Source organism: bacterium (Candidatus Blackallbacteria) CG13_big_fil_rev_8_21_14_2_50_49_14, from assembly GCA_002783405.1.
Taxonomy (GTDB): Bacteria; Cyanobacteriota; Sericytochromatia; order UBA7694; family UBA7694.
This window is the reverse complement of sequence record PFGG01000072.1, coordinates 64,827-91,396: the sequence shown is the minus strand read 5'-3', so window position 1 is coordinate 91,396 and position 26,570 is coordinate 64,827. Positions and strand designations below refer to the sequence as shown.

General features: G+C 47.7%; 25 protein-coding genes. 16 read left to right on the top strand and 9 right to left on the bottom strand.

Translation table 11 applies throughout. The features are described from left to right. Nucleotides 1-2: 2 nt before the first annotated feature. On the top strand, nucleotides 3-851 hold the full coding sequence (locus tag COW20_20400; protein PIW45490.1) for a hypothetical protein: 849 nt from the start codon (nucleotides 3-5) through the stop codon (nucleotides 849-851). An 84-nt stretch (nucleotides 852-935) separates the two neighbouring features. Next, on the top strand, nucleotides 936-1,439 hold the full coding sequence (locus COW20_20395; protein PIW45489.1) for a hypothetical protein: 504 nt from the start codon (nucleotides 936-938) through the stop codon (nucleotides 1,437-1,439). Nucleotides 1,440-1,452: 13 nt separating this feature from the next. Here COW20_20395 and COW20_20390 read toward each other — a convergent pair whose 3' ends face one another. Next, the gene (locus COW20_20390; GenBank protein PIW45488.1) at nucleotides 1,453-3,573 is read right to left on the bottom strand and encodes a hypothetical protein; all 2,121 of its coding nucleotides are present in this window, start codon (nucleotides 3,571-3,573) and stop codon (nucleotides 1,453-1,455) included. Nucleotides 3,574-3,766: 193 nt separating this feature from the next. Between COW20_20390 and COW20_20385 the strand changes: the two genes are divergently transcribed. From COW20_20385 to COW20_20375, 3 genes are all read left to right on the top strand, one after another. Then, a complete protein-coding gene (locus tag COW20_20385; protein ID PIW45487.1) occupies nucleotides 3,767-4,522 on the top strand; it encodes a hypothetical protein in 756 nt (251 codons plus the stop codon). 753 nt (nucleotides 4,523-5,275) lie between these two features. After that, a complete protein-coding gene (locus tag COW20_20380) occupies nucleotides 5,276-6,802 on the top strand; it encodes a type II secretion system protein E (GenBank protein PIW45506.1) in 1,527 nt (508 codons plus the stop codon). Then, on the top strand, nucleotides 6,799-7,620 hold the full coding sequence (locus COW20_20375; GenBank protein PIW45486.1) for a hypothetical protein: 822 nt from the start codon (nucleotides 6,799-6,801) through the stop codon (nucleotides 7,618-7,620). Before COW20_20380 ends, COW20_20375 begins: the two co-directional genes overlap by 4 nt. Here the strand turns inward: COW20_20375 and rsmG are convergent. Genes rsmG through COW20_20355 form a run of 4 tightly spaced genes read right to left on the bottom strand, consistent with a single transcriptional unit; the run spans nucleotide 7,609 to nucleotide 11,557 of the window. Beyond that, nucleotides 7,609-8,475: a 16S rRNA (guanine(527)-N(7))-methyltransferase RsmG gene (rsmG, locus tag COW20_20370; GenBank protein ID PIW45505.1), complete on the bottom strand. Its 867-nt coding sequence runs from the start codon at nucleotides 8,473-8,475 to the stop codon at nucleotides 7,609-7,611. The genes COW20_20375 and rsmG overlap by 12 nt on opposite strands. Beyond that, nucleotides 8,348-9,643, bottom strand: a complete 1,296-nt coding sequence (locus COW20_20365; protein PIW45485.1) for a hypothetical protein — start codon at nucleotides 9,641-9,643, stop codon at nucleotides 8,348-8,350. Before COW20_20365 ends, rsmG begins: the two co-directional genes overlap by 128 nt. Then, nucleotides 9,636-10,004: a hypothetical protein gene (locus COW20_20360; protein ID PIW45484.1), complete on the bottom strand. Its 369-nt coding sequence runs from the start codon at nucleotides 10,002-10,004 to the stop codon at nucleotides 9,636-9,638. The genes COW20_20365 and COW20_20360 overlap by 8 nt, the downstream gene beginning before the upstream one ends. Continuing rightward, nucleotides 10,001-11,557 carry a hypothetical protein gene (locus tag COW20_20355; protein ID PIW45483.1) on the bottom strand — a complete coding sequence of 519 codons (1,557 nt, stop codon included), beginning with the start codon at nucleotides 11,555-11,557 and terminating at the stop codon, nucleotides 10,001-10,003. Before COW20_20355 ends, COW20_20360 begins: the two co-directional genes overlap by 4 nt. A 54-nt stretch (nucleotides 11,558-11,611) precedes the next feature. On the opposite strand from COW20_20355, the gene COW20_20350 reads away from it, so the two are divergent. After that, on the top strand, nucleotides 11,612-12,400 hold the full coding sequence (locus tag COW20_20350) for a UDP-diphosphatase (protein PIW45482.1): 789 nt from the start codon (nucleotides 11,612-11,614) through the stop codon (nucleotides 12,398-12,400). Here COW20_20350 and COW20_20345 read toward each other — a convergent pair. Continuing rightward, entirely contained in the window at nucleotides 12,397-13,359 is a 963-nt protein-coding gene (locus tag COW20_20345) for a hypothetical protein (protein PIW45481.1), read from the bottom strand. The genes COW20_20350 and COW20_20345 overlap by 4 nt on opposite strands. Before the next feature lie 159 nt (nucleotides 13,360-13,518). Here COW20_20345 and COW20_20340 point away from each other — a divergent pair, with 159 nt between their 5' ends. The 9 genes from COW20_20340 (at nucleotide 13,519) to COW20_20300 (ending at nucleotide 20,126) form a co-directional block, all read left to right on the top strand. After that, on the top strand, nucleotides 13,519-13,806 hold the full coding sequence (locus COW20_20340) for a hypothetical protein (protein PIW45480.1): 288 nt from the start codon (nucleotides 13,519-13,521) through the stop codon (nucleotides 13,804-13,806). Nucleotides 13,807-14,024: 218 nt separating this feature from the next. After that, complete coding sequence (locus tag COW20_20335; protein ID PIW45479.1) at nucleotides 14,025-14,657, top strand: non-canonical purine NTP pyrophosphatase; 633 nt, start codon at nucleotides 14,025-14,027, stop codon at nucleotides 14,655-14,657. Nucleotides 14,658-14,732: 75 nt separating this feature from the next. Beyond that, nucleotides 14,733-14,930: a hypothetical protein gene (locus COW20_20330; protein PIW45478.1), complete on the top strand. Its 198-nt coding sequence runs from the start codon at nucleotides 14,733-14,735 to the stop codon at nucleotides 14,928-14,930. 26 nt (nucleotides 14,931-14,956) lie between these two features. Continuing rightward, the gene (locus COW20_20325; GenBank protein ID PIW45477.1) at nucleotides 14,957-15,820 is read left to right on the top strand and encodes a hypothetical protein; all 864 of its coding nucleotides are present in this window, start codon (nucleotides 14,957-14,959) and stop codon (nucleotides 15,818-15,820) included. 180 nt (nucleotides 15,821-16,000) lie between these two features. Next, nucleotides 16,001-16,177 (top strand): hypothetical protein, encoded by a 177-nt coding sequence (locus COW20_20320; GenBank protein ID PIW45476.1) that lies wholly within the window; start codon nucleotides 16,001-16,003, stop codon nucleotides 16,175-16,177. Then, a complete protein-coding gene (locus COW20_20315) occupies nucleotides 16,174-16,446 on the top strand; it encodes a hypothetical protein (GenBank protein ID PIW45475.1) in 273 nt (90 codons plus the stop codon). The genes COW20_20320 and COW20_20315 overlap by 4 nt, the downstream gene beginning before the upstream one ends. Before the next feature lie 89 nt (nucleotides 16,447-16,535). Continuing rightward, a complete protein-coding gene (locus COW20_20310) occupies nucleotides 16,536-18,908 on the top strand; it encodes a hypothetical protein (protein PIW45474.1) in 2,373 nt (790 codons plus the stop codon). 172 nt (nucleotides 18,909-19,080) lie between these two features. Continuing rightward, complete coding sequence (locus COW20_20305) at nucleotides 19,081-19,704, top strand: flavin reductase family protein (protein PIW45473.1); 624 nt, start codon at nucleotides 19,081-19,083, stop codon at nucleotides 19,702-19,704. Further along, nucleotides 19,701-20,126 carry a hypothetical protein gene (locus COW20_20300; protein ID PIW45472.1) on the top strand — a complete coding sequence of 142 codons (426 nt, stop codon included), beginning with the start codon at nucleotides 19,701-19,703 and terminating at the stop codon, nucleotides 20,124-20,126. Before COW20_20305 ends, COW20_20300 begins: the two co-directional genes overlap by 4 nt. Here the strand turns inward: COW20_20300 and COW20_20295 are convergent. Continuing rightward, nucleotides 20,117-20,671: a hypothetical protein gene (locus tag COW20_20295; protein ID PIW45471.1), complete on the bottom strand. Its 555-nt coding sequence runs from the start codon at nucleotides 20,669-20,671 to the stop codon at nucleotides 20,117-20,119. The two genes, COW20_20300 and COW20_20295, sit on opposite strands and share 10 nt — an antisense overlap. 116 nt (nucleotides 20,672-20,787) lie before the next feature. Here COW20_20295 and COW20_20290 point away from each other — a divergent pair, with 116 nt between their 5' ends. Then, nucleotides 20,788-21,243: a hypothetical protein gene (locus COW20_20290; GenBank protein PIW45470.1), complete on the top strand. Its 456-nt coding sequence runs from the start codon at nucleotides 20,788-20,790 to the stop codon at nucleotides 21,241-21,243. Between the two features lie 11 nt (nucleotides 21,244-21,254). Here COW20_20290 and COW20_20285 read toward each other — a convergent pair whose 3' ends face one another. Together COW20_20285 and COW20_20280 are read right to left on the bottom strand one after the other, a co-directional pair. Then, complete coding sequence (locus COW20_20285; GenBank protein PIW45469.1) at nucleotides 21,255-25,232, bottom strand: hypothetical protein; 3,978 nt, start codon at nucleotides 25,230-25,232, stop codon at nucleotides 21,255-21,257. 3 nt (nucleotides 25,233-25,235) lie between these two features. Continuing rightward, nucleotides 25,236-26,561 carry a UDP-N-acetyl-D-glucosamine dehydrogenase gene (locus COW20_20280; GenBank protein PIW45504.1) on the bottom strand — a complete coding sequence of 442 codons (1,326 nt, stop codon included), beginning with the start codon at nucleotides 26,559-26,561 and terminating at the stop codon, nucleotides 25,236-25,238. Nucleotides 26,562-26,570 lie beyond the last annotated feature (9 nt).

Here is a 26,570-nt window from a genome sequence, read left to right as displayed (position 1 = left end):
TTATGAAAATTCTCTCCCGGTTAACAGGTCCTTTGGCAGAACGTGTCTATCCCCTTCTGCATGAAGTTTTTTCCTCCGAAACGATCACCCTTCAAGCTGAGTTTGAAGCAGGTCAGATCACCGAAAATGTAGATTTGGTCTTGGTTTCGTGCGAACTTGCTCAGCCTGCTGAGGTGCTTTCGGCTTATCTTGCTGTTTTGAAACGGGAAATTCCAATTTTGGTTTTTCTGAATGAAAGCCAAGAACTGCCCAGCGATGCTGATCTGGGCTATTCAGACTTTATTGAAGCCCCTTGGGCGCAAGCCAAAATTCGTCAGAGATTGAAGCAGATTCTCAAATGGCGCAATGAACGCCATGAGCGTCTGGTGTATTTAAACGAGGTCAGAGCCCTCAAATCAAAACTCGATGCGATTAATCCCTATGATTCTGAAACCGGTTTGTATAACCGACGCAGTTTTTTTCAACGCTTAGAAGAGGAATTAAAGCGTTCGCATCGTCATGTCCAGATGGTGGCCTTGCTCTTGATCCGTTGGCAGGGAAACGCTTCTGAGGATCAGATCTCGGCGGCTTTCCCAGACTTGGTTCGCAACCTCAATTCGATGCGCTGTTCAGATTTCTTGGCCCGGTTGGGGCCTGACACCTTGGGGATTTTATTGCCTCAAACCCTCGAAGCAGGGGTTGAGGCTGTGGCTGAAAACCTGTATCAGTCCCTTCAACCGGCAGCAGATCTTTTTGAGCTTGAGCTGCTGATGGGGAGCGCTGCCTGTGCTCCGCCTTATTTGGCGCTTCCCCAGCAATTGCTGGAACGTGCCGAAAAAGCTTTGAAACCCGCCTGTTTACTGGTGAAGTAAGTCACCTCGACTTAAAAATCAAGTTCAGAATTTGATTCCGAACGCTATAATAAGAACAGAACAAGCTCAAAGGATGTATCCCGCGTGAGTGATTTTAAAATTTCGGTAGGCGGAAACCCCCTCGAAAATTATCAAATCCGCCAGATAAAAAATGATAAAACCATGATGCAGGTTGAACAGCATCTCAAAGAAAATCCCGATGGCTATGACTCCATGGGAGTAAAGATCGATGGACAGGATTATCTGATTGTGGGCAAGGGGCTCAAAGCCAATGCCGGAGATTCTGTTGAGATTGAAGGCCAGGCCATGGGCCGGGTTGAGTTTGTTGAAGAAGAAAACAATACCTTTGCTGAAGGCCTTAAAGCAGGTTTTAAAACCAAAATGGCAGGGCTTGAGCACAGCGTGGCGGGGGGGCCCCTTGTACTGGGAGCTGCTGCTGTAAAAGGAACCGCCGCTGCTATTCGGGGCGCAAAAGCCCATGAAAAAGAGATTGAAGCTGTGACCGAAGGCCCCCCACTCACCCGCCAGTTAATTGAAGACGCCGTCAAGGCGATTTCTTCAATGTTTGGCGGGGGAGACGAGGACTAAAGCGGCTTGGGTTCTAGAGATAGCTTTTTTCTTCTCCGTTGCAGATTTGCATAATTTTTTCTGCTTCCCAGGGATGTTTGGTATCAAACTCGTTGATAAAGGCCACGCGCTGAATTTCTGCCAGTGACGTCACCCCCTGAACAGCTTTGTAATAGCCATCTTCGGCCATGGTGACCAATTTGCCCTCCATGCGCGCAATTTCACGTATGGTTGCAGCGGGCTTATGCTCTAAAATGGCTTCCCGCAGGGTTTCATTGCATACCAGAATTTCGTGCAGGGCTGTTTGCCCGACATAGCCGATTTGATTACATTCTGGGCAACCCTTGGGCCAATGCAAAAGATTGTCTTCTGGGTTGATCGCCGTTAGTCCCATAATATCCAAATACTCGCGCGAGGCATGGTCTTGAACTTTGCAGCTTGGGCACAGTTTGCGCACCAAGCGCTGAGAGACGACCATGATATTGCTGGAAGCAATCAAATAGGATTCAAGGCCCTGTGAAGCCAGTCTTAACAAGGCACCCATGGTATCGAAGCTGGGGTAGGCCGTAATGACTTTTGCGCCGGAAAGTGCGATATCGACGGTAGCCTCGAGGGTTTCTGGCGAATCAATTTCACTCACCATCAGGATATCTGGATCCATATAGCCCATCGATTGAATCAATTCAGGGAAGGTGATGCCCCGTTCCGGGGTCCAGTTGCCTTGGGCTACACCAGTCAAAACCAGTTCGACTGGATTTTCTGCCGTGACAATGGAGCGGGTCAAGAGGTTGAGATAATTCAATGCTGCATATTCGGTGGTTGATTTGCCAGAACGCGGTGGGCCTGTGACGATAATCAGCCCTCCGGCTTGCCCCAAATGTTTTTGCAGGCGACGCAGATTGAGCTTGGTCAGACCGATGCGCTCCAAATGCAAGAGTTCATTGGTATTTGCCCCTTGTTTCTGGCGAATATTCAGCACCATGTTTTCGCCCCAGGTGGAGGGGTAGGTGGCAATGCCCAATTCAAATTCGCGCTCATTGAATTTGGCTTGTACCCGGTTGCGCTGGGGAATGAGAATACTTTCAGCATTGAGTGCGCAAACCTGCTTCAAGCGGGCCAGCATGGGCATGCCCAAGTTTTGAGGCAAGGCAGTTTTTTGATTGAGTACGCCATTGATTCTGTATCTGACCCGCAGGTATTTGTCCTGGGGTTCAATATGAATGGCAGAGGCCTGATCCAAGAGGGCATTTTTGATCAGATAATTGAGCATGCCCTCTTCCTGTTTGTATTTCCCGTCAGAAGAGGAGAGGCTGACTTCGCCCACAATCAAGGTTTCTTCGAGGAGTTTGGGGTCGGGTTTGGGTTCGGGTTTTTTCTCTTCCTCATACAGGCTGAGACTGCTGAAGGGAGAGCTTCCCGCTGTGCGGGAACCGGCCCATTCATCCTCTTCCTCTTCTTTGGGTTTTGGGGCGAGTGCTGCCTGTTGCTGGGCGGCGTGGGCCTGTTTGGCCCTTTCAATTTCCCGGGTATAGTAGGCTTTGAGAGTTGTCCTGATCTCGGCTGAAGGCGCAATCGCTGGTATGAGCTGACACTGAAAATGATTGCGCAAATATTTTTTGAGTTTTTCGTCCTGGGGGTCTTCCATCACTACGGTGACATGGCTTTCATCCTTGGCAATCGGCAAAAACGCATTTTTAACGACAAATTGAGGATCCAGGCCCCTTAGCAGTGAAACATCCATGAGTTCAAGTGCGGGCAGCATTTTCGGGATATCCAACTGAATACTGATTGCATCGATCAATTGATTTTCACTGATCAGATTCATGCTGAGCAGGATTTCACCCAGTCTGCGCTCAGGCTCTTTTTCCTGTAATTCAAGCGCTTTTTCAAGGTGGGGAGCTTTGAGGGCGCGCATTTTCATCAAAAGCTCACCCAATAAAATGCTTTTGCGGTGCTTTTTCAAAAAGGCTTGAAGTTCGTCACTGCTTAAAAGCTTGAGTTCAACGCAAATTTGGCCAAAGGGTTTGTATTCCCGGTTTGAAATAAAATCGTACTCTCTCTGAATTTCAAGTACTTTTTGAATGGCATCGATCGGGATATATCCCTCTCTGACCAATAACTCACCCAGTTTTAATTCTTTTTTTATATCACTCATCTTTTACCTGCCCCAAAAAGTGGATACTCGCATGATTCCTGAAATTTGTCGCTTTGTCAATTATTAAGGTTAAGAAATTATGACAATGGGCCTGAAATTTTTTCAGTGCTGCTATCTTCGCGTTTTGCAGTTTCACTTGATTTGAGCAACTCTCCGACAATTCAATTCCGTTTCAAGCTGAGGGGCTTAATTCATGCTTGAATTTAATGACTCGCGTTATACTGAAGATAAGTACAACAGGGGCAGATTCGTGGCGCAACTCCCAATTAACCAACAACTTCAACATTGGCTCCAATTAGCCGAGTCTCATCTTTTGCTGGATCAGTTCAAGCCTGCTGAGAAATATTTTCGCAAGGCGAGCAAAGAAGATCCCACCCATTTACGGGTCTTGATGGGGTTGGGGCTATTGAGTTGGAAGAAAAACCGTCTCAAAGAGGCGATTCAGCATTTGGAATATGCCCTCAAGGTCGATTCGCACCATGTGCCGGCCTTGATTCTCTTGGCCAGAATTTATCAGCAAGAGCAAGCGCCTTTGCGGGCCTTGCCCCTTTTAGAGCGGGCCTATGATTATCAGCCTGAAAACCCAGAGATGCTGCTTTGTCTGGCAGAAATTCATTTGCATTTACAGAATATCGAAAAAGCGCGTTTCTTTGCTGATTTATTGACCCGTCTCGCACCCGATGATTTGGGGGGGTGGGTGATTCTTCAAGCAATTGCTGCAGCCCAGGGCGATATTCTGATTTATACCGAGGCTGGAAATCAGATGGCGCGTTTAGATCCTGTACATCACCAATTGGCGCTCAATGAACGGGAGTTCTCACTCCAATGGCAGGCTTTGCAGGAGGAAGGTGAAGCCCATGACCCACTGATGGCATTGGCGCAACTCTCTGATCAGGAACTCAATTCAGCCTTTCAAAAACTAAAAGAAGTCTATCATCAGGAAATCTAAAATATGGTTCAAGCCTCGCGAATTGTTACGGTATGTGCCGCCAAAGGGGGAGCCGGCTCAAGTTTTATCGCCAATAATCTGGCTATTGGCTTGGGGCTGGCAAGCAATACGCCCACGCTTTTGATCGATTTGGATTTATTGCAGGGAGGCAGTCAGGCCAGTTTGCTTTCCTTGGAACGCGAAGTAGATAATAAACATCTGGGAAATTATTTTGCTGCTGAACAGCCCGATATTACCTTGCTTGAAAGTTACCGCGTTCCGCATCCCAAATTGCCCGTACACGTTTTGGCGGCTCCTTCTGGCAAATTGAAACAGCCCTTAAGCGGGCAGCAGCTCTATCAATTATTGGTCATGGCCAATGCCCTCTATCCGAATATTGTGATTGATGCCGCTCAACCTTCGATGAACAGTATTCTGGGGGTGTGTTTGGATTGCTCGAGTACGGTTTTGCCCGTGGTCATTCCTGATATTCTTTCGCTTCAGGCCACTTCGCAATTATTGCATGAGGCAGAGTCACGGCATTTTCCACTGAATAAATTTCAGTTATTGGTCAATATGGCGAATCTTTCGCCAGATCTGAATGCTGAGGAGATAGGCAGTTATTTTCAGGAGCTTTTGAAACGTCCCTTGGAACTGACCCTGCCCTTTGACCCTGTGACCGTGATCAAATCGATCAACCGTGGCGTGCCTGTGATGCAGAAATCTAAAAATGAAGATCTGGTTCAAGCCTTTGTACAGATTGTGAAATCCTTGATGCGGGTGAATCCTGTGGATGTGACCCAAATTCATATTTCGTTTCAGGCCGATGCCGTACTGGTAGAAGAGGCCACGCCACAAACCAGTGTCCCTGAAGCTCCTCAAACCAAAGCGCTTACCACCGTTCAGCGGGCGATTGCGGGTTGGAGCCCTGACCATACCCGTCAGGTCAAACAGCAGTTGCATAAACGTCTTTTGCAGGAAGTCAAGCTGCGTGAAATGGAGTTTGACAATCCCGAAAAACAGGTGGAAGTACGTAAACAATTGCGCGATAAACTGGCTGAAATCATGCTGGCCGATAAAATTGATATTCCCTCGCGTAAAGAACAGTTGATGCTGATTGAAGAAATCCTGGATGAAGCGCTGGGATTGGGGCCCCTGGAAGCCTTGCTGAAAGATGAACAGATTACCGAAGTCATGGTCAATGGGCCCGATCGGATTTTTATTGAAAAACGCGGCAAATTAGAACTTTCCAACCGTCAGTTTTTGGATGAAAAACAGCTGCGGGTGGTGATAGACAGGATTGTCGCGCCGATTGGTCGCCGCATTGATGAAAGCTCGCCGATGGTGGATGCCCGTTTATCAGATGGCTCCCGTGTCAATATCGTGATTCCCCCTTTGGCTTTAGATGGCGCAGCCATCAGTATCCGTAAGTTTCCTTCTGAACGCCTGAAAATTGACAACCTGATTGGGATTGGTTCCTTGACGCGTGAAATGGCAGATTTTTTACGCTCTGCCGTTGAGGCCCGCTTGAATGTCTTGATTTGTGGCGGAACGGGTTCAGGTAAAACCACACTTCTGAATATCATGTCTTCTTTTATTCCCCATGGCGCACGCATCGTCACGATCGAAGATGCAGCTGAACTTCAGTTGCATCAAGAACACGTGATTCGCCTGGAATCCAGGCCGGCTAATTTAGAGGGCAAGGGGCAAATTGCGATTCGCGATTTGGTCAGAAACTCACTGCGTATGCGCCCGGATCGAATAGTGGTGGGGGAAGTGCGTGGCGGCGAAGCTTTGGATATGTTGCAGGCCATGAATACAGGCCACGATGGCTCGCTGACGACCTGCCACGCCAATGCGCCCCGTGAAGCCCTCTCCCGTCTGGAAACCATGGTCTTGATGGCGGGTGTTGACCTGCCGATTCGCGCGATTCGCGATCAGATTGCCTCTGCTGTTGATTTGATTGTGCATCAATCGCGCATGCGCGATGGTACCCGCAAAGTGACACATATTGTTGAAATCTGCGGCATGGAGGGGGATATTATCTCCACCCAGGAAATTTTTAAATACGAACAAATGACGGTGGATGCCAATGGTCAGGTGGTGGGGCGATTTAAGCAGGCAGATATCCGACCTTCCGTCTTGGATCGTTTTGTGATGGCCGGGATTCCCATTCCAGCCTGCTTTGATGCGGGTTATGTTCATGCAGAACCCGAAGAAATCAGCCCCTATGAAGCTTCTTTTCTCAGCCCCAGTCCAGATAAACCTGAAAAGAAAGGCTTTTTCTGGCAGGGAAAATGAGCCTTCAGCACGATACTTTGATTTTTCAGGCCCATCGCTTTGAGCCTGAAAGGGCACTGCTGCAATTGCAGACGACAGGGGTGATTCTGATTCGCGCTGTTTTTTCTCACCAGATTTTAAAGGCCTTTCTGAAACGTGCCTTGCGGGTTTTTGATCTGCGCCAGAGAGAATTGGAAGCGGGCACTCTGCCTGCGGGGTATGCCAAAAATTATCAATATGGTGAAATGACCTATATTAGCTTGCGTGAGCTGGATTTACCGGGGGAAGTGCCCTACCAGATCGTACAGCTCATGAAAAAATCTTTGCTGATTCCACTTTTGCAGGCCTATTATCAGGGGCCCGTCTGGCTCAATCAACTGGAAAGCAACCTGCGACGCCAAAATTGTGCAAAGCCGCATTTGTTGATTCCCTTTCATCAGGATTGTCCCTTTCAGGGGAACCCAGATTTTCCGCAGCTCAACTGTTGGGTGCCTTTGGTGCCCTGTGGAGAAAATGCGCCTTCGTTGGAAGTGGCGCCAATCGGCTTGAAATCTATCTGGCCGATCAATTCTGAAGAAGCCCAGGCAGAAAATCCACTTTATGCACAGTATGCTTTAAAAACAGAGCGGGTCTTGGCAAAGGTGAAAGCGTCTGAACTCTGGCATCCTCCGTTTTGGCCCGGTGATGTGCTGATCATGGATCCCTATGTACTCCATCGTACCTATGCCAGACCGGAAATGAGCCTGCCCCGCTACAGTATTGAGCTGCGCAGTTTAGCGGCAGAAGCCCTTCCCAGTGAAACACGGGAGCGATATGGCATGATGCGTTTAAGCGTTTGAGTAGCTTTTGCCTGCAAGATTTAAGGGCTTTTTGCGCAGGTTGCTGTCCTTGCGGGGGAAGGCATGAGGCGTCAGGCTGCGTTTTTCAAAAACCAAGAGCACCCGCTCCAGATCGGGGGGCAGGGTATAGTGGCAAACCTTTGCCAAACGTCCGCCCAAGATGCCGGCTACGACATTGATTTCTTCAAGTTCCTCAGCATAGGAAGGGCCTTTCATGGCGACAAAGACCCCTCCCCGTTTCAACAGCGGCAGACAATATTCCAGCAGCACCGGCAAGGTGGCAACGGCTCTGCAAACGACTGCATCATACTGTTCCCGGTGGGCTTTATCGCGGCCCAAGACCTCGGCGCGGCCCTGCAGGCAATGCGGCAGTGTGCTGAGCTGTTCAGGGAACTGATTCTTCAGGTGCTGAGCCATTTGCTCAACCGCACGGATTTTTTTTCCAACCGAATCCAAAAGGGTGAACTCCCAATGGGGCCTGACCAACCAGAGAGGCAGGCCCGGTACGCCGCCACCTGTGCCGACATCCAAAAGTTTCATGCCAGCCTGATCGGGCAAAACATTGAGCAAGGCCATTGAGTCTTGTAAATGTTTGCTTTCGAACTCATCGTGATCGGTGACGCGGGTCAGATTCATGGTCTGGTTGGCCTGGATCATTTCCTGATAAAAGGCTTCAAACCAGGGCTTCCAGCTTGATTCAATACGCGCTTCTATTTCAACCGTGTTTTCAGAGGGCATCTTCAAACCTTGCAAGTAAAATGCCACTGGGCATTTTGGGATAGAAATAGGTGGATTTGGGGGGCATGGTTTCACCAGCCAGGGCCACACCACAGAGCTCTTGAACGGCTGTGGCATTCAGGCAAAAACCCACCGTACCGGTTTGATCTGCCAGCCAGGTTCTGATCTGAGCCCAATCAGGTGAAAAAAGAATATAGTCAGGATTTTTTGCCCATTCTTTGGGGAATTCAAGTTCCTGATAGAGAATCAAATCATGCAGAACAGAGACATCCATGCCTCTGTAACTTGCGGATCTTTCTTTCAGCAAACCATCGGGCAGACCCTTGGCCCGTTTAAGCAAGAGCCCTTGGCCCTGCATTTCAATCCCGATCGCGGTTTCATCTTCTGAAGCCTGGGCCAATAGGGCCGGTAAGGCGGCGGGATCTGCGCTCTCGATTCTAAAATATTTGCTTAGGCGCTCCTTGATCACATCCAGTGAAGGCAGGGGCACTGAAGGCTTTAAAAGACGGTGGGTAGGCAGAACCAAGAGTCCAGGATCGTAGATATTGCTCAGGTACATGCAGACATGATCCTGGGCTGGATAATGGGGGGTCTCCTGGGCATGACGCCGTTTATAGTTCAGTGCCGTTTCATAGCGGTGGTGACCATCGGCAATGAAAAGTTGTCTTTCGCGAAACCAGTGTTGCACCTTGCCGATCGCTTCTGGATCCGCGTTATACCAAACACTGTGCTGAATGCCTTCATGGTCTTTGAATTGAAAAAGCGGGGCCTGGCTTTGAACCTGTTCAAAATAACCATTGAGGAATCCTTCATGGTCTGAATAAAGTGCAAAAACAGGGCTAAGATGGGTTTGGGTGGCTTCCAAAAGACTCAGACGATCTGCTTTGGGGCCCTCAATCGTTTTTTCATGCGGTAAAACATTTTGCGCTTCAAAGGGGGTGGTTTCACAGAGAACAAACAAATCGGTACGACTCAGTTCGTGCTGACCATGTTGATAATGCAGGGTGTGCAGGTAAAGGCCGGGCTCCGCACTGCTTGTGAAAACCCCCTCTGCCAGCCAGGTTTTGAGGGTTGCTGCTGCGCGGGTATAGACGTTGTCTTGTTCGTGATCCGTTTCCTGGCGCTTGCCATAATCAATCCGGATAAAGCTGTGGGGATCCTGGGCATAATAGCCATCTTGCTGGGCTGCTGAAATGACATCATAGGGAGGCGTCAAAACCTGGTTCAGGGAAGGAATGCGTTCTGGATTGTAGTAAGTGGCCCGAAAAGGTTGAAGATTAACCATCTGCTTCGTTCATCTGATGTTCAGGGATAAAAGAGCGTACCTTCTCAATCAGTTCCTTCATATCCATTTTCATGTTCAAACCAGGACGGTTGGCTGAGTATTCAATCAAGGCAGACCAAATCAAGGCCCATTCATCATAGCTGAGAATGGTTTCCCCCAAAAGGTTGGATAGATTGAGGTCCAAAGCCTCGGCCAGATGCTTCACTTTGATAACCGGCCATTCAAATAATTGGCTGGTATGCCCGTTTTCAAGGTCTTGAAGTTCGCTTAAGGTTAATTGGGCCTTTGCAGAAAGATCTTCAAGACTGAGTCCTTTGCGTTTGCGGGCATCAATGATGTGCTTCAGAATCTCGTCATTCATTGTGAATCGCCTTTCACTGATAAGTTCGGAACCAGGGCGGAAATGACAGGTTGCAATTTACCGGTTTGCCACAGCCTATTTAACAGTTTAGCAAGATCCGGGTCAAATTGTGTGCCAGAATGTTTCTTGATTTCATCGACAACATATTCTGGCTGATAGCGCTGCCGGTAAGCTCGGTCACTGAGCATGGCGTCAAACGCGTCTGCCAGGTGAATAATCCGTGCAAGTTTGGGAATGGCTTCACCTTTTAAACCCTCGGGATAGCCACTTCCATCCCAGTTCTCATGGTGAGATCTCACCAGTGGAACAATTTCTTCGAAAGCTTGGATATGGTTGAGCATTTGGGCTCCCATGCGGGTATGGGTTTTGATCTGTTCGATATCTGCTTCCGAAAGACCCTGAAGTTGATCTTTCTGCAGCACAGTATCGGGGATGCCAATATAGCCAATATCACAGAGTAAGCAGGCTTTGAGCAGGGTATCTCGCTCTTTTTGGGGCAGATTGAGTTCTGTTGCGATCAATTCTGCATACCCCGCAATGCGATGTGAACGACCCCGGGTATAGGCATCTCGTGTCTCCAAGGCAAAGGCCAGCCCCTGGATCATCTCAACATACATTTTTTCCATTTCTTGCTTTTGTTGCAGATTGGATTGGGAAGCCAGATTGAGTGCTGAAGTGTATTCCAACAATTGTTTTTTCATGCCCATCAATTGTTCTTCTTTTTCAGCATTGGAGCGCGTCAAATTTTTGAGGTCGGCCAACATCTGCTGCATTTCCTGATTTTTCTGAACCACAGGATTGATTCTGGGAATCTCAAGAATAAAGGTGGAACCTGTATATTTTCCTTCTTCCACATCGAGACGAAGTTGGCCCCCGAGAATATTACACAAACGTTGAACCAGGGTGAGGCCCAATCCCAAGCCTCCGTGTTCCCGAATCAGATGATCTTCCTGCTGAAAAAAGGGATTGAATATTTTTTCCCGCAGACTGGCGGGGATACCTGGCCCATTGTCTGAAACAATAAAGGTCAGCATTTGCTCAGAGCCAATCACCATAATGCGGATATGGCCGCCTTGGGGCGTGAATTTGATCGCATTGCTCAGCAATTGCACCATGACCTCAAACAGCTTGCCGGAGTCGGTGATTAAAGGGGGAAGATGTTCTTGGATCGAAATCTCTAAAACCTGTTTTTTGGCCTGAAAAGTGGGTTTAAGGACGTTTACGACTTCACAGACCAGTTCCTGGACATCAATATTTTCCCGAATTTGAATCTTGAGTTTATCCGGGCTTTCTTTTTCAAGATTGCTGAAGAGCAGAAGTTCATCAATGGTGTGGTGAAGCTGTTTCACCCCCTCACCGATAATATTGAGGAACCGTTTGACCTCTGCCTGCATTTCAGGTACTTCCAAGGCAATCTCAATCATTTCCAGTGAGGCAGAGACATAGGTTAAGGGGGTTCGCAGTTCATGACTGATCAAAGAAACCAATGAAGATTTAAGCCGCTCATAATCTTCGGCTGAATCATTGGAGTTGGGTAATTGTTCTGAATTCACGGTAAAATTATATCACGATGAACCCATACAATCTCGCACGAAACGGACTTTTCCATGACACCCATTGATGCCTTGATTTTAGGAACCGTTGAAGGCTTAACCGAGTTCCTGCCTGTTTCCTCCACAGGTCATATGATTCTCGCTGCCGCCCTTTTAAAACTACAGAATACAGATTTCCTTAAAAGCTTTGAGGTTGCGATTCAGTTGGGCGCCATTTTATCGGTCGTTTTGCTCTATTTCAAACGTTTTTTACAGGGGCCAGCTTTGTATTTAAGACTCTTTGTGGCCTTTTTACCCACAGCAACGATTGGTTTTGTGCTCTATAAACTGATCAAAGGGTATTTATTCAATCCTTTGGTGGTCAGCCTTTCGCTGATTGTGGGGGGGGGGGTTCTGATTCTTTTTGACCGTTGGATTGAAAGCCGTCCTTCTCTATATTCACCAGAAGAGATGCCTTTGAAGCAAGTCGCCTGGGTTGGCCTGATTCAGTGCCTGGCCATGGTTCCTGGCGTTTCCAGAGCTGGCGCCACAATCTTGGGGGGGCTATTTCATGGCTTGGATAAGAAACAGGCCACTGAATTCTCTTTTCTTTTGGCTGTTCCCACCATGTTGGCTGCCACAGGCTATGATTTGCTCAAGTCCTATCAAAGTTTTTCCGGGCAGGATTTTGGCGTGCTGATTTTAGGCGGCTTGGTCGCTTTTGTCTCTGCCTTGCTGGCGATCAAACTGTTTATTGAATCGGTGGTGCGCTTCGGTTTCCGTTGGTTTGGCTGGTATCGCATTGTGGCCGGAATCGGTTTTCTGGCCTATGCTTATACCTTTTCTTTGCCGATGGGGGGTTAACCTACTCGGATGACCGAATTTCGTTCAGCATAAGGAGTTAAAACGGAATCTGCTTCAGGATCCAGTACCCAGTTCTTGCCATCGATGACAAATTTGTATTGATGCACGCCTGGGGGCAATTCCAGTAAGCGGGTCCAAACGCCTTTCTCTTTTTTGAGTGGCAGGCTGTGTGCTTCCCAGCGATTGAATTCGCCCGCCAGATACACGCTCTCAAAATCGGCATCTGCCAGTGAAAAGCGCGAAGGGATTGGTTCCCAACTGCGCCGAATGAAGCCTGCGATATCTCCTGCGACTTCGGGGGTATTAAAACCAAAACCGAGTGAATGCCCCATGCCCTGATAGAGCAGTAATTTTTTACAAGGGGCGGCAATCTGTTCAAAGGCATAGAGTGCATTTTTGACTTTGACTGCGGGGTCATCGGCTCCGTGCATGACCAAGGTGGGAACTTCCAGGCGATGCAAGGTATGCTCTACCTCGGATGTACAGGCTGTGACTTGGTGCATCCAGGGAGTGGGCGGGCGATAACGACCAGAATTGAGGCTGGGAGCACTGAGTGCGATCACGCCCGAAACGCGGTCTGAGCGATGAATGCCCAAGAGATAGGCCAGTGAGCCGCCAAAAGAAGACCCCACAACAAAGATGCGTTGCACATATTGGCTGAGCCAATCCAAAGCTTCTTCTGCCGAGTGGTAACAATCCTGCCAGGAGATTGCACCTGACTGAAGTTGTGCTGGATTTTCGTGACCCGCCAAGACGGGGGCCAAAACACTGAACCCCTGACCGAAGAGTAATTGTCCCAAGGCCCTGTGGTTGCAAGGGGTTGCTGCCGAGCCATGCAAAAGTAAAAGGCCAGTAGCAAGATCGGGCTGGTAATACAAAAAGGGCAGATCAGATTCGGCAAGCCCTTGTAAACGGTAATGTTCACGCCAGCCTTCAAGGGTTTCTAGGGGATTCTTCATGTTACGCTCTGTTTCTTTAGGTAGGGGTTTGATCACTGCTGGGTATTTTAACTCTCTCAGTCCTGAGAAGAAAGTCAGCACATCAAGAATTGCATATCTCTTCTGCCTGGATCTGGAGTGTTATAATGGTGCAAATTGAAGGATTTAAGGGAAACGACGATGAAGCAATTTTGGATTTGGGTTTTGGTTTTGGGGGGGATTTCTGCCTGTCAGGTGCCCCAATCTCCGACTTCACCGGCTGCTTCTGCTTCCCCTGACGCAGGTGACCCGCCCTGTTTTGTTGCGTTGCAATGCATTGTCGATACCACGAAAGACAATGCTTTGCGTAAAGAGAGTCAGGAAGTCATCAATCAATTGATTCAAACCGCAGATCCGCAGTTCACAAAAATCTGTTTGAGTCGTTCTCAGGAATTATTGGTAAAAGAGCCAAGCTGTCAGAAAAATTAATCTGTTTTGGGTGATTGATCACGTTTTTTTTGTCATTTCCTGTTTATGGTAATAGATAAGGTCACAAGATTCCGAAGTTAAAGCTCCGCAACACACCAGCGATTGCAGTTTACATCACAGCAGGACAAGATCTTTGAGGTCAGATTCGCTTCATTCTGAATGGAGCGAATCTGATACTCTGAGAAATCTCGCGGGTTGCTTTTTCAACAGAATTTCAGTTGGCTGATTCTGATAATCGGGCCCCTCGTGGGCTTTTTTCTTGTTTGGGGCAAGCTAAAATGTCTGCAATCTACTTTATTACGGGCAACCAGAACAAACTGCGTGAAGCCCGTGCTTTTGTGCCTGAAATTGAAGCCTGGGATTTAGATTTGCCAGAAATTCAGGATTCCGAACCGCAACCTGTGATTGAAGCCAAACTGCTTGCAGCCCTTGCTTTGGGGCCAGATCATCCCCGCCTCTTGGTGGAGGATACAGGACTTTATCTGGGGGCCTTGAAAGGCTTACCTGGCCCCTTGATTAAATGGTTTATTCAAAAGGATAAACTGGGGCTTGAGGGCTTGTATCAGCTAACGCAGGCGCTTCATGATGATTCAGCTGAGGCCGTTACGGTGATCGGCTACCTTGAAAAAACACAGGCATCTCAAAGAGTGCACTATTTTGAGGGCCGAACCCGTGGCCGGATTGTTTCACCCCAAGGCCAAGCGGGTTTCGGTTGGGATGCGATTTTTATGCCCGAAGGCAGTACGCTTCGATTTGCTGAGATGTCGCCAGAAACCAAGGCTTCTCTGAGCATGCGACGCAAAGCCTTTGAAAAATTCAGACGATTTTTAGACACGGCCCCTTCGCACTGAGGTTCAACTCCTTCAAGGCTTGGTGAAGATTGAGCTTCATGCTAATATGAAAGCAGAAAAGCGAAGGATAAAATCATGTCCAAATTCAACGAGCTGTATGGTTACCTTTCTGATCGTCAGACGCCCCATCTTTTTGTAATAGCTGAAGTACTTTATGGCTTAAAAGAAGCCATGGACAAGCAAAACGAACATTTGGCAAGCATTTCTGCCAGTCTTGAAAAATTAGCTGGACAATCTCAAACTGCCGCGAATGACGAAACAGCCAACGCTTGATTCCTGCACCCATGAAAATTAGGACTTTGAATCTGGCCTTGGCTGGGATATGTTTGGGAAGCGTTCTTTTGTGGGCGTGTCAACCCCTGCAGATTTCATCACCCGTGATCAGACAATCTGGGGTGCGTGCTAAGGTTCTTCAACGTTCACAAACACGTGTATGGGGGCCGCAGGATTTTCCTGCGGAAATCGCGACCCGTACCCAAGCCCAGGCCCAGGTCTACGCTGACGAAGTCAGCAAGCGCCGGGGGATTGATTTATTCTATCTACATCCGGCACCCGTGGGGCTTCAATTTGAGAAAGGCAATGCAAAAGCCTGGTTGATGAGTTTTCCGGGCACTTCACGGGTTCAGAATGATTTAAACCTTGAATTGAGAGCGCTGGTCAGTGGTTCGCAGACTGAACTCAATTTGAATTATTCAGGCCCCGTCACATTGGGACGCTTGGCTTCACTGGCCCAGACCCTTGAGAAAAAAACGCAAGCGCTTCAAAGCTCAGACACTTTCAGGTTTGAATTGATTTCAGGCTTGCCAGGCAATGGGGTGACTGAGGCCTATGGCGATTTTCTTGAGGCACAGACCCGTTTTCTCAAATCACGTTTTCAAGCCCGCCCCTTTGAATTTGATGATGGCCCGCTGATTTATGCCGTGCATTATGCAGGGCAGCTTCAGGGCTTTGTCTTCCTGAACCAGCGCAACCGCCTCATATTGGGCGAGCGTAAATATGCAGATCTTCAATCAGTGGTCTATGTCAGTACAGAACGCGAAATTCTGGCGAGTTATACCTTGGTGGGTTTTAACCCCAAAACCCCTGATCCGCTGACGCCACCTGCCTATACCCGTGAAGATCAGGATACACTGGGTTCCTTTTTTATCTATGGGGAATACTGAGCACCAGACCCATCGTCCAAATCAATTTTATTTGCGTGATTTAAATGCATTTGCTGCTGGTTGAAGACCAGCAGGAGCTGGCAGAAAACTTGGCCTGGGGACTTGAGGAAGCGGGGTTCAGCCTGGATATCGCAAACCAGGGTGAATAGGGACTGGTGATGGCCCAGGAACCGATCTAGAATCCGGGTCGTCAGCCGTTTGGAAATTTCTGAATATTTACCTGATTTTTCAATGGATAGTAATTTGATCGATGTGCATATCCGCAATCTCAGGCAGAAATTAGACAGTCCATTTTCCACTCCTTTATTGCAAACCATTCGCGGACGAGGTTTTTTCTTGGGGCCTGGGCCTGAATGAAGCTGCGCAGTTTGCAGCCTCAGTTGTTTTTTACAGTGACTCCTGTTTCTGTTTTTATTTATGGCTTGATGCACAATCTTGCTGAACAGAATACCCGCCAACATATGTTGCACGATTTAAATTTACTCAAAGGCATGTTGGAAAAAAGTTCAGAGGGTGTGAGCGAAATTGAATTGAATGAAAATAAAAACATATTTTGGAGGGAAATGCTTTCTTTTTTTCAATATCAGCCTCAGTACATATCTCTCAATTTGAGAAAAAAATTATAGGAATCTTGTACTCACTTGACTTATTGACAGAAAATGTTATTATTTTTCATATGAGTTAAATACAAAATTGATAAGGCTGTTTATATTTTATGCAAATCAATCCTTCAAAAAATCCGCTTCCTGCGCTCGATACGCAAAAGACTGAAAAATTACAAAGCCCCCCCCCACCTGATTCAACAAAACCCATTTCAAATCCAGAGGCCTTTAAAAAATCAGTTTCAAGCACTGATCGGATACCCTCCAGCGAAGATCAGGAAAGTTTATCACGGCTTATTTTGGATACCAGTTCCGAAGCCTTGCAGGAAGCCAGTGAAGATTTGCCTGTTCCCAATCAAATTCTGGAACAGGCAAAATCTGCTCTCAAACATGTAACGACCCTTGAAAAAACAGGCTTGGAATCTGCGCAGGCCGAGTATCTGGCCCACCAACATGACGCGACTCACCTGACCCATCGCGAAACAGATCCCGTACCCCAGGTTCAGCAATTTCAAGAACGGCTGGATTTTGGACTCTTTAAAACCGAGTCTATGGTGAGCCAGTTGAAAATATTCTCTGCTCAACTCCAGGGGGCAAACCGCGAAGGACAGGTGGATCAGGCCTTGCAAACCGAGTTCAAACAGGCCTTGAAGAATTTAGACAAAGCAGATCGCTCAATTTTAGCGCATGAACGCAAAACCCAGATTCAAAAGGTAGTAAAACAAACTCAAAATCAGGCAAAAGATTGGATTGAAGGCTTAGGGGCGAACCATGATCTCACCCTCTGCTTAAAAAACCTCTCCCAGGACGAATTGAAACATGCAGTGCGTGAAATGGTGGGCGCTCTCAAGGATTATGACTCCACCAAGCTCTCTCAGCTTTCTGAAAAGAAAGAACAATTTATTGCTGCCATCGTGGCCGGTCTGCAAGAAGGGTTTGCGTCTGCTTCCCCATCAGCGGTTGTGGGGCAAGTGGGAGAACCTTTGCGCGCCATGCAGCAGGAACTGTCCCAAAAATTGCTTTCAGATCCAGACATGCGCTTGAACTTCTCAGTTTTGAATCGCACTCAGTTTCATCAATTGGTAGGGGATCAAATTGGGGTTTCAAATGCTTTGGTTTTAGATACGCTCTATGCAGGTGTGCAGAAGAGTATGGAAGGGTTTACCAGCGAGGAAACCCTTGTTTTGAATGAAAACAGGGTGCCCGTGAGCTTTGAACTCAATGGCAGAAAATATGTTCAGCCAAAATTTTTAGCTGAAGGTGGGTTTGCTGACGTTTTCCGCTACCAGGAAGAAGGAGGCACAGGTTTTGTGGCCGTCAAAATTTCGAAAGCTGTTGAGGGGCAAGATCCCAAGTTCTTACGTCAGAGTGAGCTGGCTGAAAATAAGGCCCATCTTGAAATTTCAGGCCAAACCGGACACGATAATATCATTGGTCTGAAAGGGATGCTCAAGACCTCCGATGATCGGCTGCTCACCGTTCAGGAGTTTGCTTCTGGGGGAAGCCTTCGGAATTTGAATCAAAAATTAACCGAGGCATTGGAGGCAGGGGTGATTCCCTATGAATTCAAGCAGTTAATTGCGATTTCAACCTTAAAAGGTGTTCTGGAGGGGGCCCAACATATGGAACAGCAAGGGGGGTACCATTTTGATATCAAAGTGGATAACTTTTTAATGGGCAGCGATTTGAAGGTGAAAATGACAGATTTCGGCCTGGCGGGTATGGGAACAGAAAAAACGCTCTCAGCGCTTTCTGAAACAGCTGATAACCCGATTTACAAATCGCCAGAACGTTTACACGATGAAAAACGCCTGGTTACTCTTGCAAAAAAAGAGATCCAAGATTATATTCGCGAAGAACATGGTTTGCTTGAAAGCGATGACTTTCCTGCAGATATGAACCTGGCTGAAAAGGCCAAATACCGAATAGATCCAGATGCGTATCAGCAATTGTTTCAGAAGTATGCTCTCGAAGGTTTGGGCGAGCAAAGCATGACTACCCGAGGCGATCAATGGGGAGTTGGTGTTTTGGCCTATGAACTTCTGATTGGCTCTCCAGACACCCATGCGATGTATGATGAGAAATTTATGTCTAAAATTGAGAGAAATATCAAAGCGTTTGGCGACTCTGAGCAACAATTTTTAGATGCTGGAGCCTCTCAACAGGGCGAAGACCCTTTTACCCGTCTGGCCAACAGTCTGATGGCTCCCAAGGCAGAAGATCGGATCAGCTTTGAAGCAGCGCTGCAAAGTAGTCTATTTCAGGATCCAAGATTGTCCTCTCCGCTCTTGGAAACAGGCTTGAACTATTTGAAGGAGCATCCCTTGCCAGAAAAACCTGAGCGACCGGGTGCTGATTTTATGCTGCATCAAAGATACAGAGATGCCTATGCCAACGAACTGGCTGACTATGCTCAGAAAATTGAGGTCTGGAAAGCCCAATTTCAACCAGGGCTTGAGGCTATTTATTCCCAAATCAGCAGCTGAGTTTTAAGGGCCTTCTGGGGCTGGGGCTTGCAAATCCCAGTCCCTGCTCTGTGCTAAAATTCCCTTGAGGATTGAAAAGGGAAACGCAATGGTTCACCGTCTTCAAGCCTCTGTCACCCCCTTCCCTGGCTACAAACATTGAAGATGATGATCAGTACAGTTGGAGTAAAGCATGAGTTTGACCTTATTGACTTCTGAAAAAACCTGGCAGGAAATTTATCGTCGCCTGACAGAAATCATTCAGCCGCGACCGATCGCCTTGGTTTCCACGCTTAACAGCGAAGGAGAGTCCAATCTCGCCCCCTTTTCATTTTATACTCTGATTTCATGTAACCCTCCCTATTTGGCCTTTTCACCTCAATTGGCCGGGCGCACAGGTCAAAAAAAAGATACCTTGCGCAATCTTGAAATTCACCCCCAGTTTGTGGTCGCAACCGTGACAGAAGCCATTGCTGAGCGGGTCAATCAGGCTTCTGCACCCTTGCCCTATGGTGAAAGTGAATTTCAATATGCAGGTTTAACCCCCGTGCCGGCGCAGCTGATCAAAGGCAACAGAGTCAAAGAATCTCCTGTGAATATGGAGTGTGAATTGGTTGAGATTCGCTCCTATGGGGAAGAAGGAGGGGCTGGCAATCTGGTGGTGGGTAAAATTCTCTGCATCGAGATTGATGAAAGGGTTCTCAACCAGGCCGGTGCGATCGACCCGGCTTTGTTGAAAGCGGTGGGTCGTATGGGCGGCGAGGATTGGTGCCGGACTTCTGAAACCTTTGCCTATCCCCGACCTGACCGGGCATGAAACGATTTTTATTTCTGCTGGTCTTGGCTTTCAGCCTTCCAGCCTGTCGCCAACCCAATCCAACTTTACTGCTGGCAGAGCCTGTGACCCCCGATAAAAGTCAAATTTATGCCGAGCTGGAGCAGGAGTTCCAATTGGTCATGCCAGCCTCTGGGGCGAACAGTTTGTACCGTTGGGAACGGGAAACCCCAGACAATGCGTTTTTCAGTTTTGTCAAAGAAACGTCTGGGCAATCGATTTATCCCAAGAATCCCCCGCCTGGTTATGAACCCGATCAAATCTTTGTGTTTAAAGCGCTTAAAATTGGCCAGGCTGAATTGGTTTTCAAATTGGCCCCCCGCAATGGTGTCAGCCCTGAATCTTCAACCCGGCGAAGTTTTCTGGTGGTGATCAGCAAAGCCCCGTCGAGCCCTCAAGAATAATTTTTTAAATACTGCCAAAGTTCTGTTAGGGTTTGTTTTTCAACTTGATCCCCTACCCGGAGATTCCAAGCTTTAACCAGGCGGCGGTATTCCTTGAATTCGCGTTCATTTTGTTCCAAGGCTTGAATTGCTCTTGAGCTTCGCGGCATCGGCGCTTTATCACAGGCCAATTCATAGAGCAGGAAGTGTTCAGGGGCTATTTCGAGTTGCTTTTTTTTGTTGAATTTTAAAGGAAAGTTTTGACAGGCTGTGGGTCTTGAACGATAAATACTGCACTGATTTTCGTTTAAAAATTTACAGCCTTTTTCAGGCCCCTGATTTGGCAAGCTGAGTACCCGCCAACTGTTTTCAAGTTTTAAGGCGTCTGGATCTGAGCTGTCAGCTGGTACCATTCTGACCAGTTCAGTGAGCTCGGCTTCGGGAAAATGGGCGATTAAACGCGCGATATCTCTGTGGTTGAGCGGAACTTCCATTTCACGACAACAGTCTCCACATTGATTACAGGCAAAAAGCAGGGGAGGGGGAAAGGGGTTGAACCAGCGCATAACCCCTATAGTAACTGAAAAACAGGATCTCCTCAAGCCTTGAGCTTGGCTCAAAGAATTCAGATGTACTACAATGACAGTATTCAGGAACTGAAAGGAATCCAATACTCAGCGCAATGGCCCATCCTAATTTTTTAACGCCGCTGCATCATGAACTGCTCTCTCCCCTGGTAGGCAAAATTGCGACGGGCTTTAAATTTGAGCAAACCCCAGACCCCCGTTTCTTTTCAGACAAATTTACAGTACGCATGCGTATGCTGGATCGTACCGACAGCCAACTTTTATTGGGGATTCATTCTAAACCCATTAAAAAGTCGGGTGCGATTGAAGCCGCTCTGAATATTGGTGTGAATCTGTTGATTTCAGAATCAGCTGATCCACGCGAGAGTATTTTGGGCTTTGATGCACTCGAAGAATCTGAACTTGAAGATTTATTGCGTCAACCACTCAACAGTGTTTATCTTTTAAAGAACCAATCTTTGGTTTTGCGTTTTGCCCATGAAGCGATTAAGTTTGAGGCGATCTGTGATTCTGAAGGGATGATGGGCTTGCACTGGCAGGTCTATATTTAACGTCCCTTTTGCTAAAGACCCCACTGCCTTTTCAACAGGATTTGGCCCAAAAGCTGATCCAGCTTTCTTTTCCAGAGGGTGTGACTGTAGCTCTGCTCCAAATATTCTCGAATCGCAAAACCATTGAAATCTTTGTGGACCTCTACAGCTTTTTTCATTCTCCAGGCCAGGCCAGAAACGCTGTGCTCTGCCAGGACTTCTGCAAAGGGCGCTTCCAAATGGGGGGCCTGCCCCTTTGAAAAGACTCTGCAACCGCTGGCTTGAGCCGCCAGGGCCCACAAGCTGTTTCCTGCCTGTAGTTCAATAAACACCTGGCTGGCGGTAAACAGGCCTTGAAGATTTTGGCGGGTGAGGTCTTCTTGAATAAAGGTCAAAGAGGGAATGGTTTCTGGATCCAGGTTTTCTGTCTGCAACCAATCGGTCACTTCTTCAATCGCAGCGTCAAAACTGATGCCCAAGGGCTTCATCACGAGATTGACTGGGGAATCTTCTTGAAAGGCTTCACAATAGGCTTTTATGAGTTGTTTCCAGCTCTGATCTTTCTGGAAATCAGGGAAGGCCATAAAGCAAAACCTTCCCAAAGATTCTTCAAGTTGATGTGGACTGTTCTGGGGATGAAAAAACTCAAAATCCAGGCCTGGAGGCAAAAAGTGGATATTTTCTTCAGACCAACCCAGACTTTTAAGTTCGGATTTTTGGAGCGGGTGCCCGTACCAGACGGCTGCCACTTGATCGGGGGAGGGCAATGCTTCAGTGCCCTGCTCAGCCCAAAAAATCGTCTCTTGACTAAATATACTGGGATTTTGGGTGATGATCAGATTTGCCTTTCCCGGTGTTTGAACTGGTTGAAAAAGGGGGTGCTGCTGAAAGCAGAGTGCGGGTTCAAAGATGCTTTCGGGCCAGTGAATGCGCAAGGGGCTCAAATCCTTCAGGGTAGGTAGTTCAAGCCGAAGATAGTCATTTAATCCCAGGCCCGCTTTCAGGGCCTGACGAAGACTGCGTTTAAAATAGTTTGTGTTCTGGCTATTCAGAGCCTTTCGCAAGAAGTGCTGAAGATAGGGCAGAAAATTTTCAAGCGGCGAAGGCAGAGCTAAACTTTCAGGTTCGGGCCAATCATTGCTTTGCAGGGCCTGGTGCCATTGATTTAAGGCCTGTGGCACTTGAAATCTCAAGGGAGTCTTTTTGTCTGAGCAAGCTTGAATTGCTTGCCAAGTATTGCTTGCCATGGTCTGCCATGAGAAGTTTTTCGCTTCCCGCTCTGCGGCTTTTGCTTTGCTGGGAATCAGTTCTGGGGATTGGGCAATACTGCGCAGACAGTCGGCAAGCGCATCCCCATCGACCTCCTGATAATAGGGCAAAAAGGGAGTTGCACCCAGATTGCCAATATTTTTGGCCTGTTCAAAACTCACCCAGGTGGGCAGATACCAGGCCGAGTCTGAAGTGCTGAATTCAGGTGCTGGGCCACTTTCTGGAACCACTACAGGCAAGCCACAGGCCATGGCTTCAAGAATGGGCAAGCCAAAACCTTCGCCTCGATAGGGGTGCACATAGACCTGGCAGGCACGATAAAGCGAGGCCAGCTCAGCCTCGCTGAGATCAGAGCGATTGATGAAGATCAGTTCGGGGGCTTCAGGGTTTTCTTGAAAATAGCGCAGCTCTTCAGCCATTGAGCCTGAGGAGTAAACACCCTGGTCGCCAAAACTTTTGATCACCAAGGCCACATCATCTTTGCGTGAAAAGGCCTTGGCATAAGCTTTTAGCAGGATATCTACTCCTTTGCGGGGGATCATGCCGCCGATGAATAAAAATTTCAGTGTTTTTTCTGTTTCAAGTTTCCAAATCGGGCCTTCGGGGCAATAGATTTCGGGTTGGGTGCCATTGGGTATCACCCGGATACGTTCAGCATTGACGCCAGAATGCACAAAGCTTGTGGCGACGAATTGAGAGGGAACCCATACCTGATCCATTTGGGTATTGAGGGTGTGAATCCATTCGCTGGGCAAAACACCGTGCTCCCAAGGCAGAATATTGATCCACTTGCCCTGTTGCGGGGCTTGAAGACGGGGGGGCCAGCGGTGACTGATGACGAGATCCGGTTCCTGGAGATGGTTTGAGCGGTCGCCAGGCGGATGGGCTTCAAAAAATTCAGGCGGATGAATCGGCAAAAGGGTCAAGTATAATTCTGGCTTTTTTTCAAGTTCAGAAATGAGATAGCGATTGATGCGTGCCAGGCTGTGATGGGCTTGAACGGCCCCTTCCCAGAGGATGTAATAAGAACGTGAAGATTCCTGCTTGAGGGCCGGATGGGCTTTCCAGATCATTCTTTCGAGGGCATGAAATACCTCAATATTTTCAAGAAAGAGGGGCATTCTGAGGTTGATTTCACGCCCCTGTGAAAGTATTTTGAAGGCCTGTTCTGGGTGGCTTGCGCCCAAAAAGGCAGCGTATTGAACCCAAAGACCCACTTCGAGCGGGCAGTCCTGAAGTGCCTGTTCAAAGGCTTCCAAAACTTTATTGTTTTGATTCAAGGCACTGAGAGCATTCATTTTGGCCCGGTGAAAAAGCGCCAAAGGAGCGCGCACTATCCAAAATTCGGATCGTTCAAGTAAACTTTCCCAAGCCTGCAGACTTTCCAAACAACTGAGCTCTATCTGGGCGCAAACAAGTTCTAAAGCATGCTGGGGGCTCCACCAGTTTTGAAGTTCCTTGTAAAGAGAATCGTTGAAAAGGGCCAAAGGCAGGGACAATACTTCAGCATCTTCAAGCGGCAGTTCTCTTGATTTCTTGAGCCATTCTAAAGTTTGAGCCGGATTGTTCTGTTTCCAAGCTAAATAAAGCAATTGCCTGTTTTTTTGCGGGCTCTCAGGCAGGCTGGCAAGGTAATTCTGAGCCAATTCAAAATAAACTTTGGAATTTCCACTGCTGAGGGGATGAAGCGCAACTTGAATATAGGTGTTGATCAGAATATGGCAAAGAGCTTCTTGCACTGGGGTGGGGGCTTTTTTGACGAGCTCAGGCATAAGATTGAGTCCAATTGGGTTCTCAGCCAGACTGGTGCAGTAAATTTCTGAAATGAGCGCTTGATTCGAATTTTGAGCGAGTGCATTGAAGCGTTCAGCTACCTTGTTTTGAGGTTGGATTGAATGGAGCTCAGTTTTGAGTTTATTCCAAATTAGAAAATAATCATATTCTTTTAGGCGTTCACGGGCCTGAGTCTGCAATTGAAGGCGAAGTTCTGGGTTCTCTTCAAGCCTTAATAGCTTTTGGCTCAGATTTTGAGGATTAAAACAGATAAAGTCCTGGTCTGGAACCAGAAAATTTTGAATTTCAGTATTTGTTTCAGGGCAGAGCAGAATGGCACCACTGGCCAGCGCTTCAAGATGGCGCGTATTCAAAAAGGGGTCATCCAAGATGACATAGCGACTGTGTTTGAAGTAAAAGGGCAGGATTGCGGGGTGTGTTGCGATAAAATAGTGGGGTTTTATGGGCAGATCCAAGGCTTCTAATTCAGAGAGCAGGGGTGAATGCCCATTTTGAGCGTAATAGAGCAAGGGAAACAAGACTTGAGGAGAGGTCAGGGGCTTATGCATTCTGGGTAAAATTCCCATCCAAAGCGTATCTAAGGGCTTCAATCCCGCTGCTTTGAGTTGGGCCTGGGTCTGAGGGTTTACAGCAAGCAAGGCATCGTAATCTGCGAGGCATTTTGCTAAAAATGGGGGATGCATCTGGCCTGAAAAATCACAGACTGCCAAAACCGGCAGCGAGATCTTGCCGATTTGAGGCGGAGCCAAACGCTTTAAAGGATTCAAAACAAAAAACCAGTCGGGAGGAGAGTGGTCTCGATGAATCAGACGTTCCCAAGCCGGTAGGAACTCTCCTGGTGGTATATGCTCAGGATCGTAGTCAAATTTTGAACCCTGGGCTTTGAGTACTTCAGAAAAGCTTAAATCCAAAGGCTCTCTGAAATCGGGGCCCCAGAGAATTTTCATGCCTTAAAGCCAGAGAATGTGAGTGTTTTCAGTTTGACATTCACGCAGGGCATTGCGGGTATCTACCCAAAGTGGAATTTCTTTGCAAAACTGTGAATAATCAACTCCTTTGCTGTGATGTGTGATGACCACGCCACAATCAAAAGTCTTTAACAAACCCTCTGAAATCTCGATTGAATTTAATCTTTGCTTTTCAATTTGAAGCTCAGATACAAAGGGGTCGTAATACGCGACCTGGGCACCTTTGCTCCAAAGCAATTGAATCAGTTCTAGGGCAGGAGATTCTCTGACATCGTCGATATCAGGTTTATAGGCGACCCCTAAAATTAAAATTTTACTGCCGTTCAGGGATTTCTTGATCCCATTCAGCGCTTCCACAATCAATTGCAAAACCTCTCGGGGCATGCCTGAATTGATTTGCTCAGCCAGGGCCATAAAGCGGGGTTCATAGCCGTGTAACCGTGATTTCCAAATCAGATAGTGGGGATCCAGTGGAATACAGTGCCCCCCGATGCCTGGGCCGGGCAAAAATTTCATAAAGCCAAAAGGTTTGGTGGCGGCGGCATCGATGACTTCCCAGATATCGACGCCCAAGGTTCGGCAAATGCCTGCAAACTCATTGACCAAGGCAATATTAACGCTGCGAAATGTATTTTCAAGAATTTTAGACGTCTCAGCGACACGCGCCGAGGAGACAATATGTACTTTCTCCATCACCTGATGGTAAAGTTTTTCAGCTGCAGTCGTGCAGGCTTGCGTAACCCCGCCCACAACTTTGGGTATATCTGATACCTGAAAACTTTGATTGCCAGGATCAATTCTTTCGGGGGAAAAAGCCAGCATAAAATCCTTGCCAATATCGAGGCCTTTGGCTTGAAACAGGGGCAAGAGAATTTCATCTGTGGTCCCTGGATAGGTGGTGCTTTCGAGAATGACCAAATGGCCAGGGTGGAGGAATTCTGCGATTTTTTCAGCTGCTGAGAGGATATAGGAGATATCGGGTTCTTTGCTCTTGCGCAAGGGGGTGGGAACACAAATAATAATCGCATCGCAAGCACTTAAACTTGAGAAATCAGTGGTGAAAAGCGTACTTGCTTGGGCACAGACCTGTGCGAGCATTGGGTTGGGAATATCCTGAATATACGATTCTGCTCGTTGTAGTTGCTGAATGCGTTCGGGGTTGATATCTACCCCAGTCACAGCAAAGCCTTTGCGTGAAAAGGCTTCTAAAAGGGGCAATCCTACATACCCCAGACCGATGATGCCGATTCGGGCCGTTTTTTCCTGAAGCTTCTGAATAAACGCTGAAAGGATTTTGTTCTCAGACATGCCACTCAT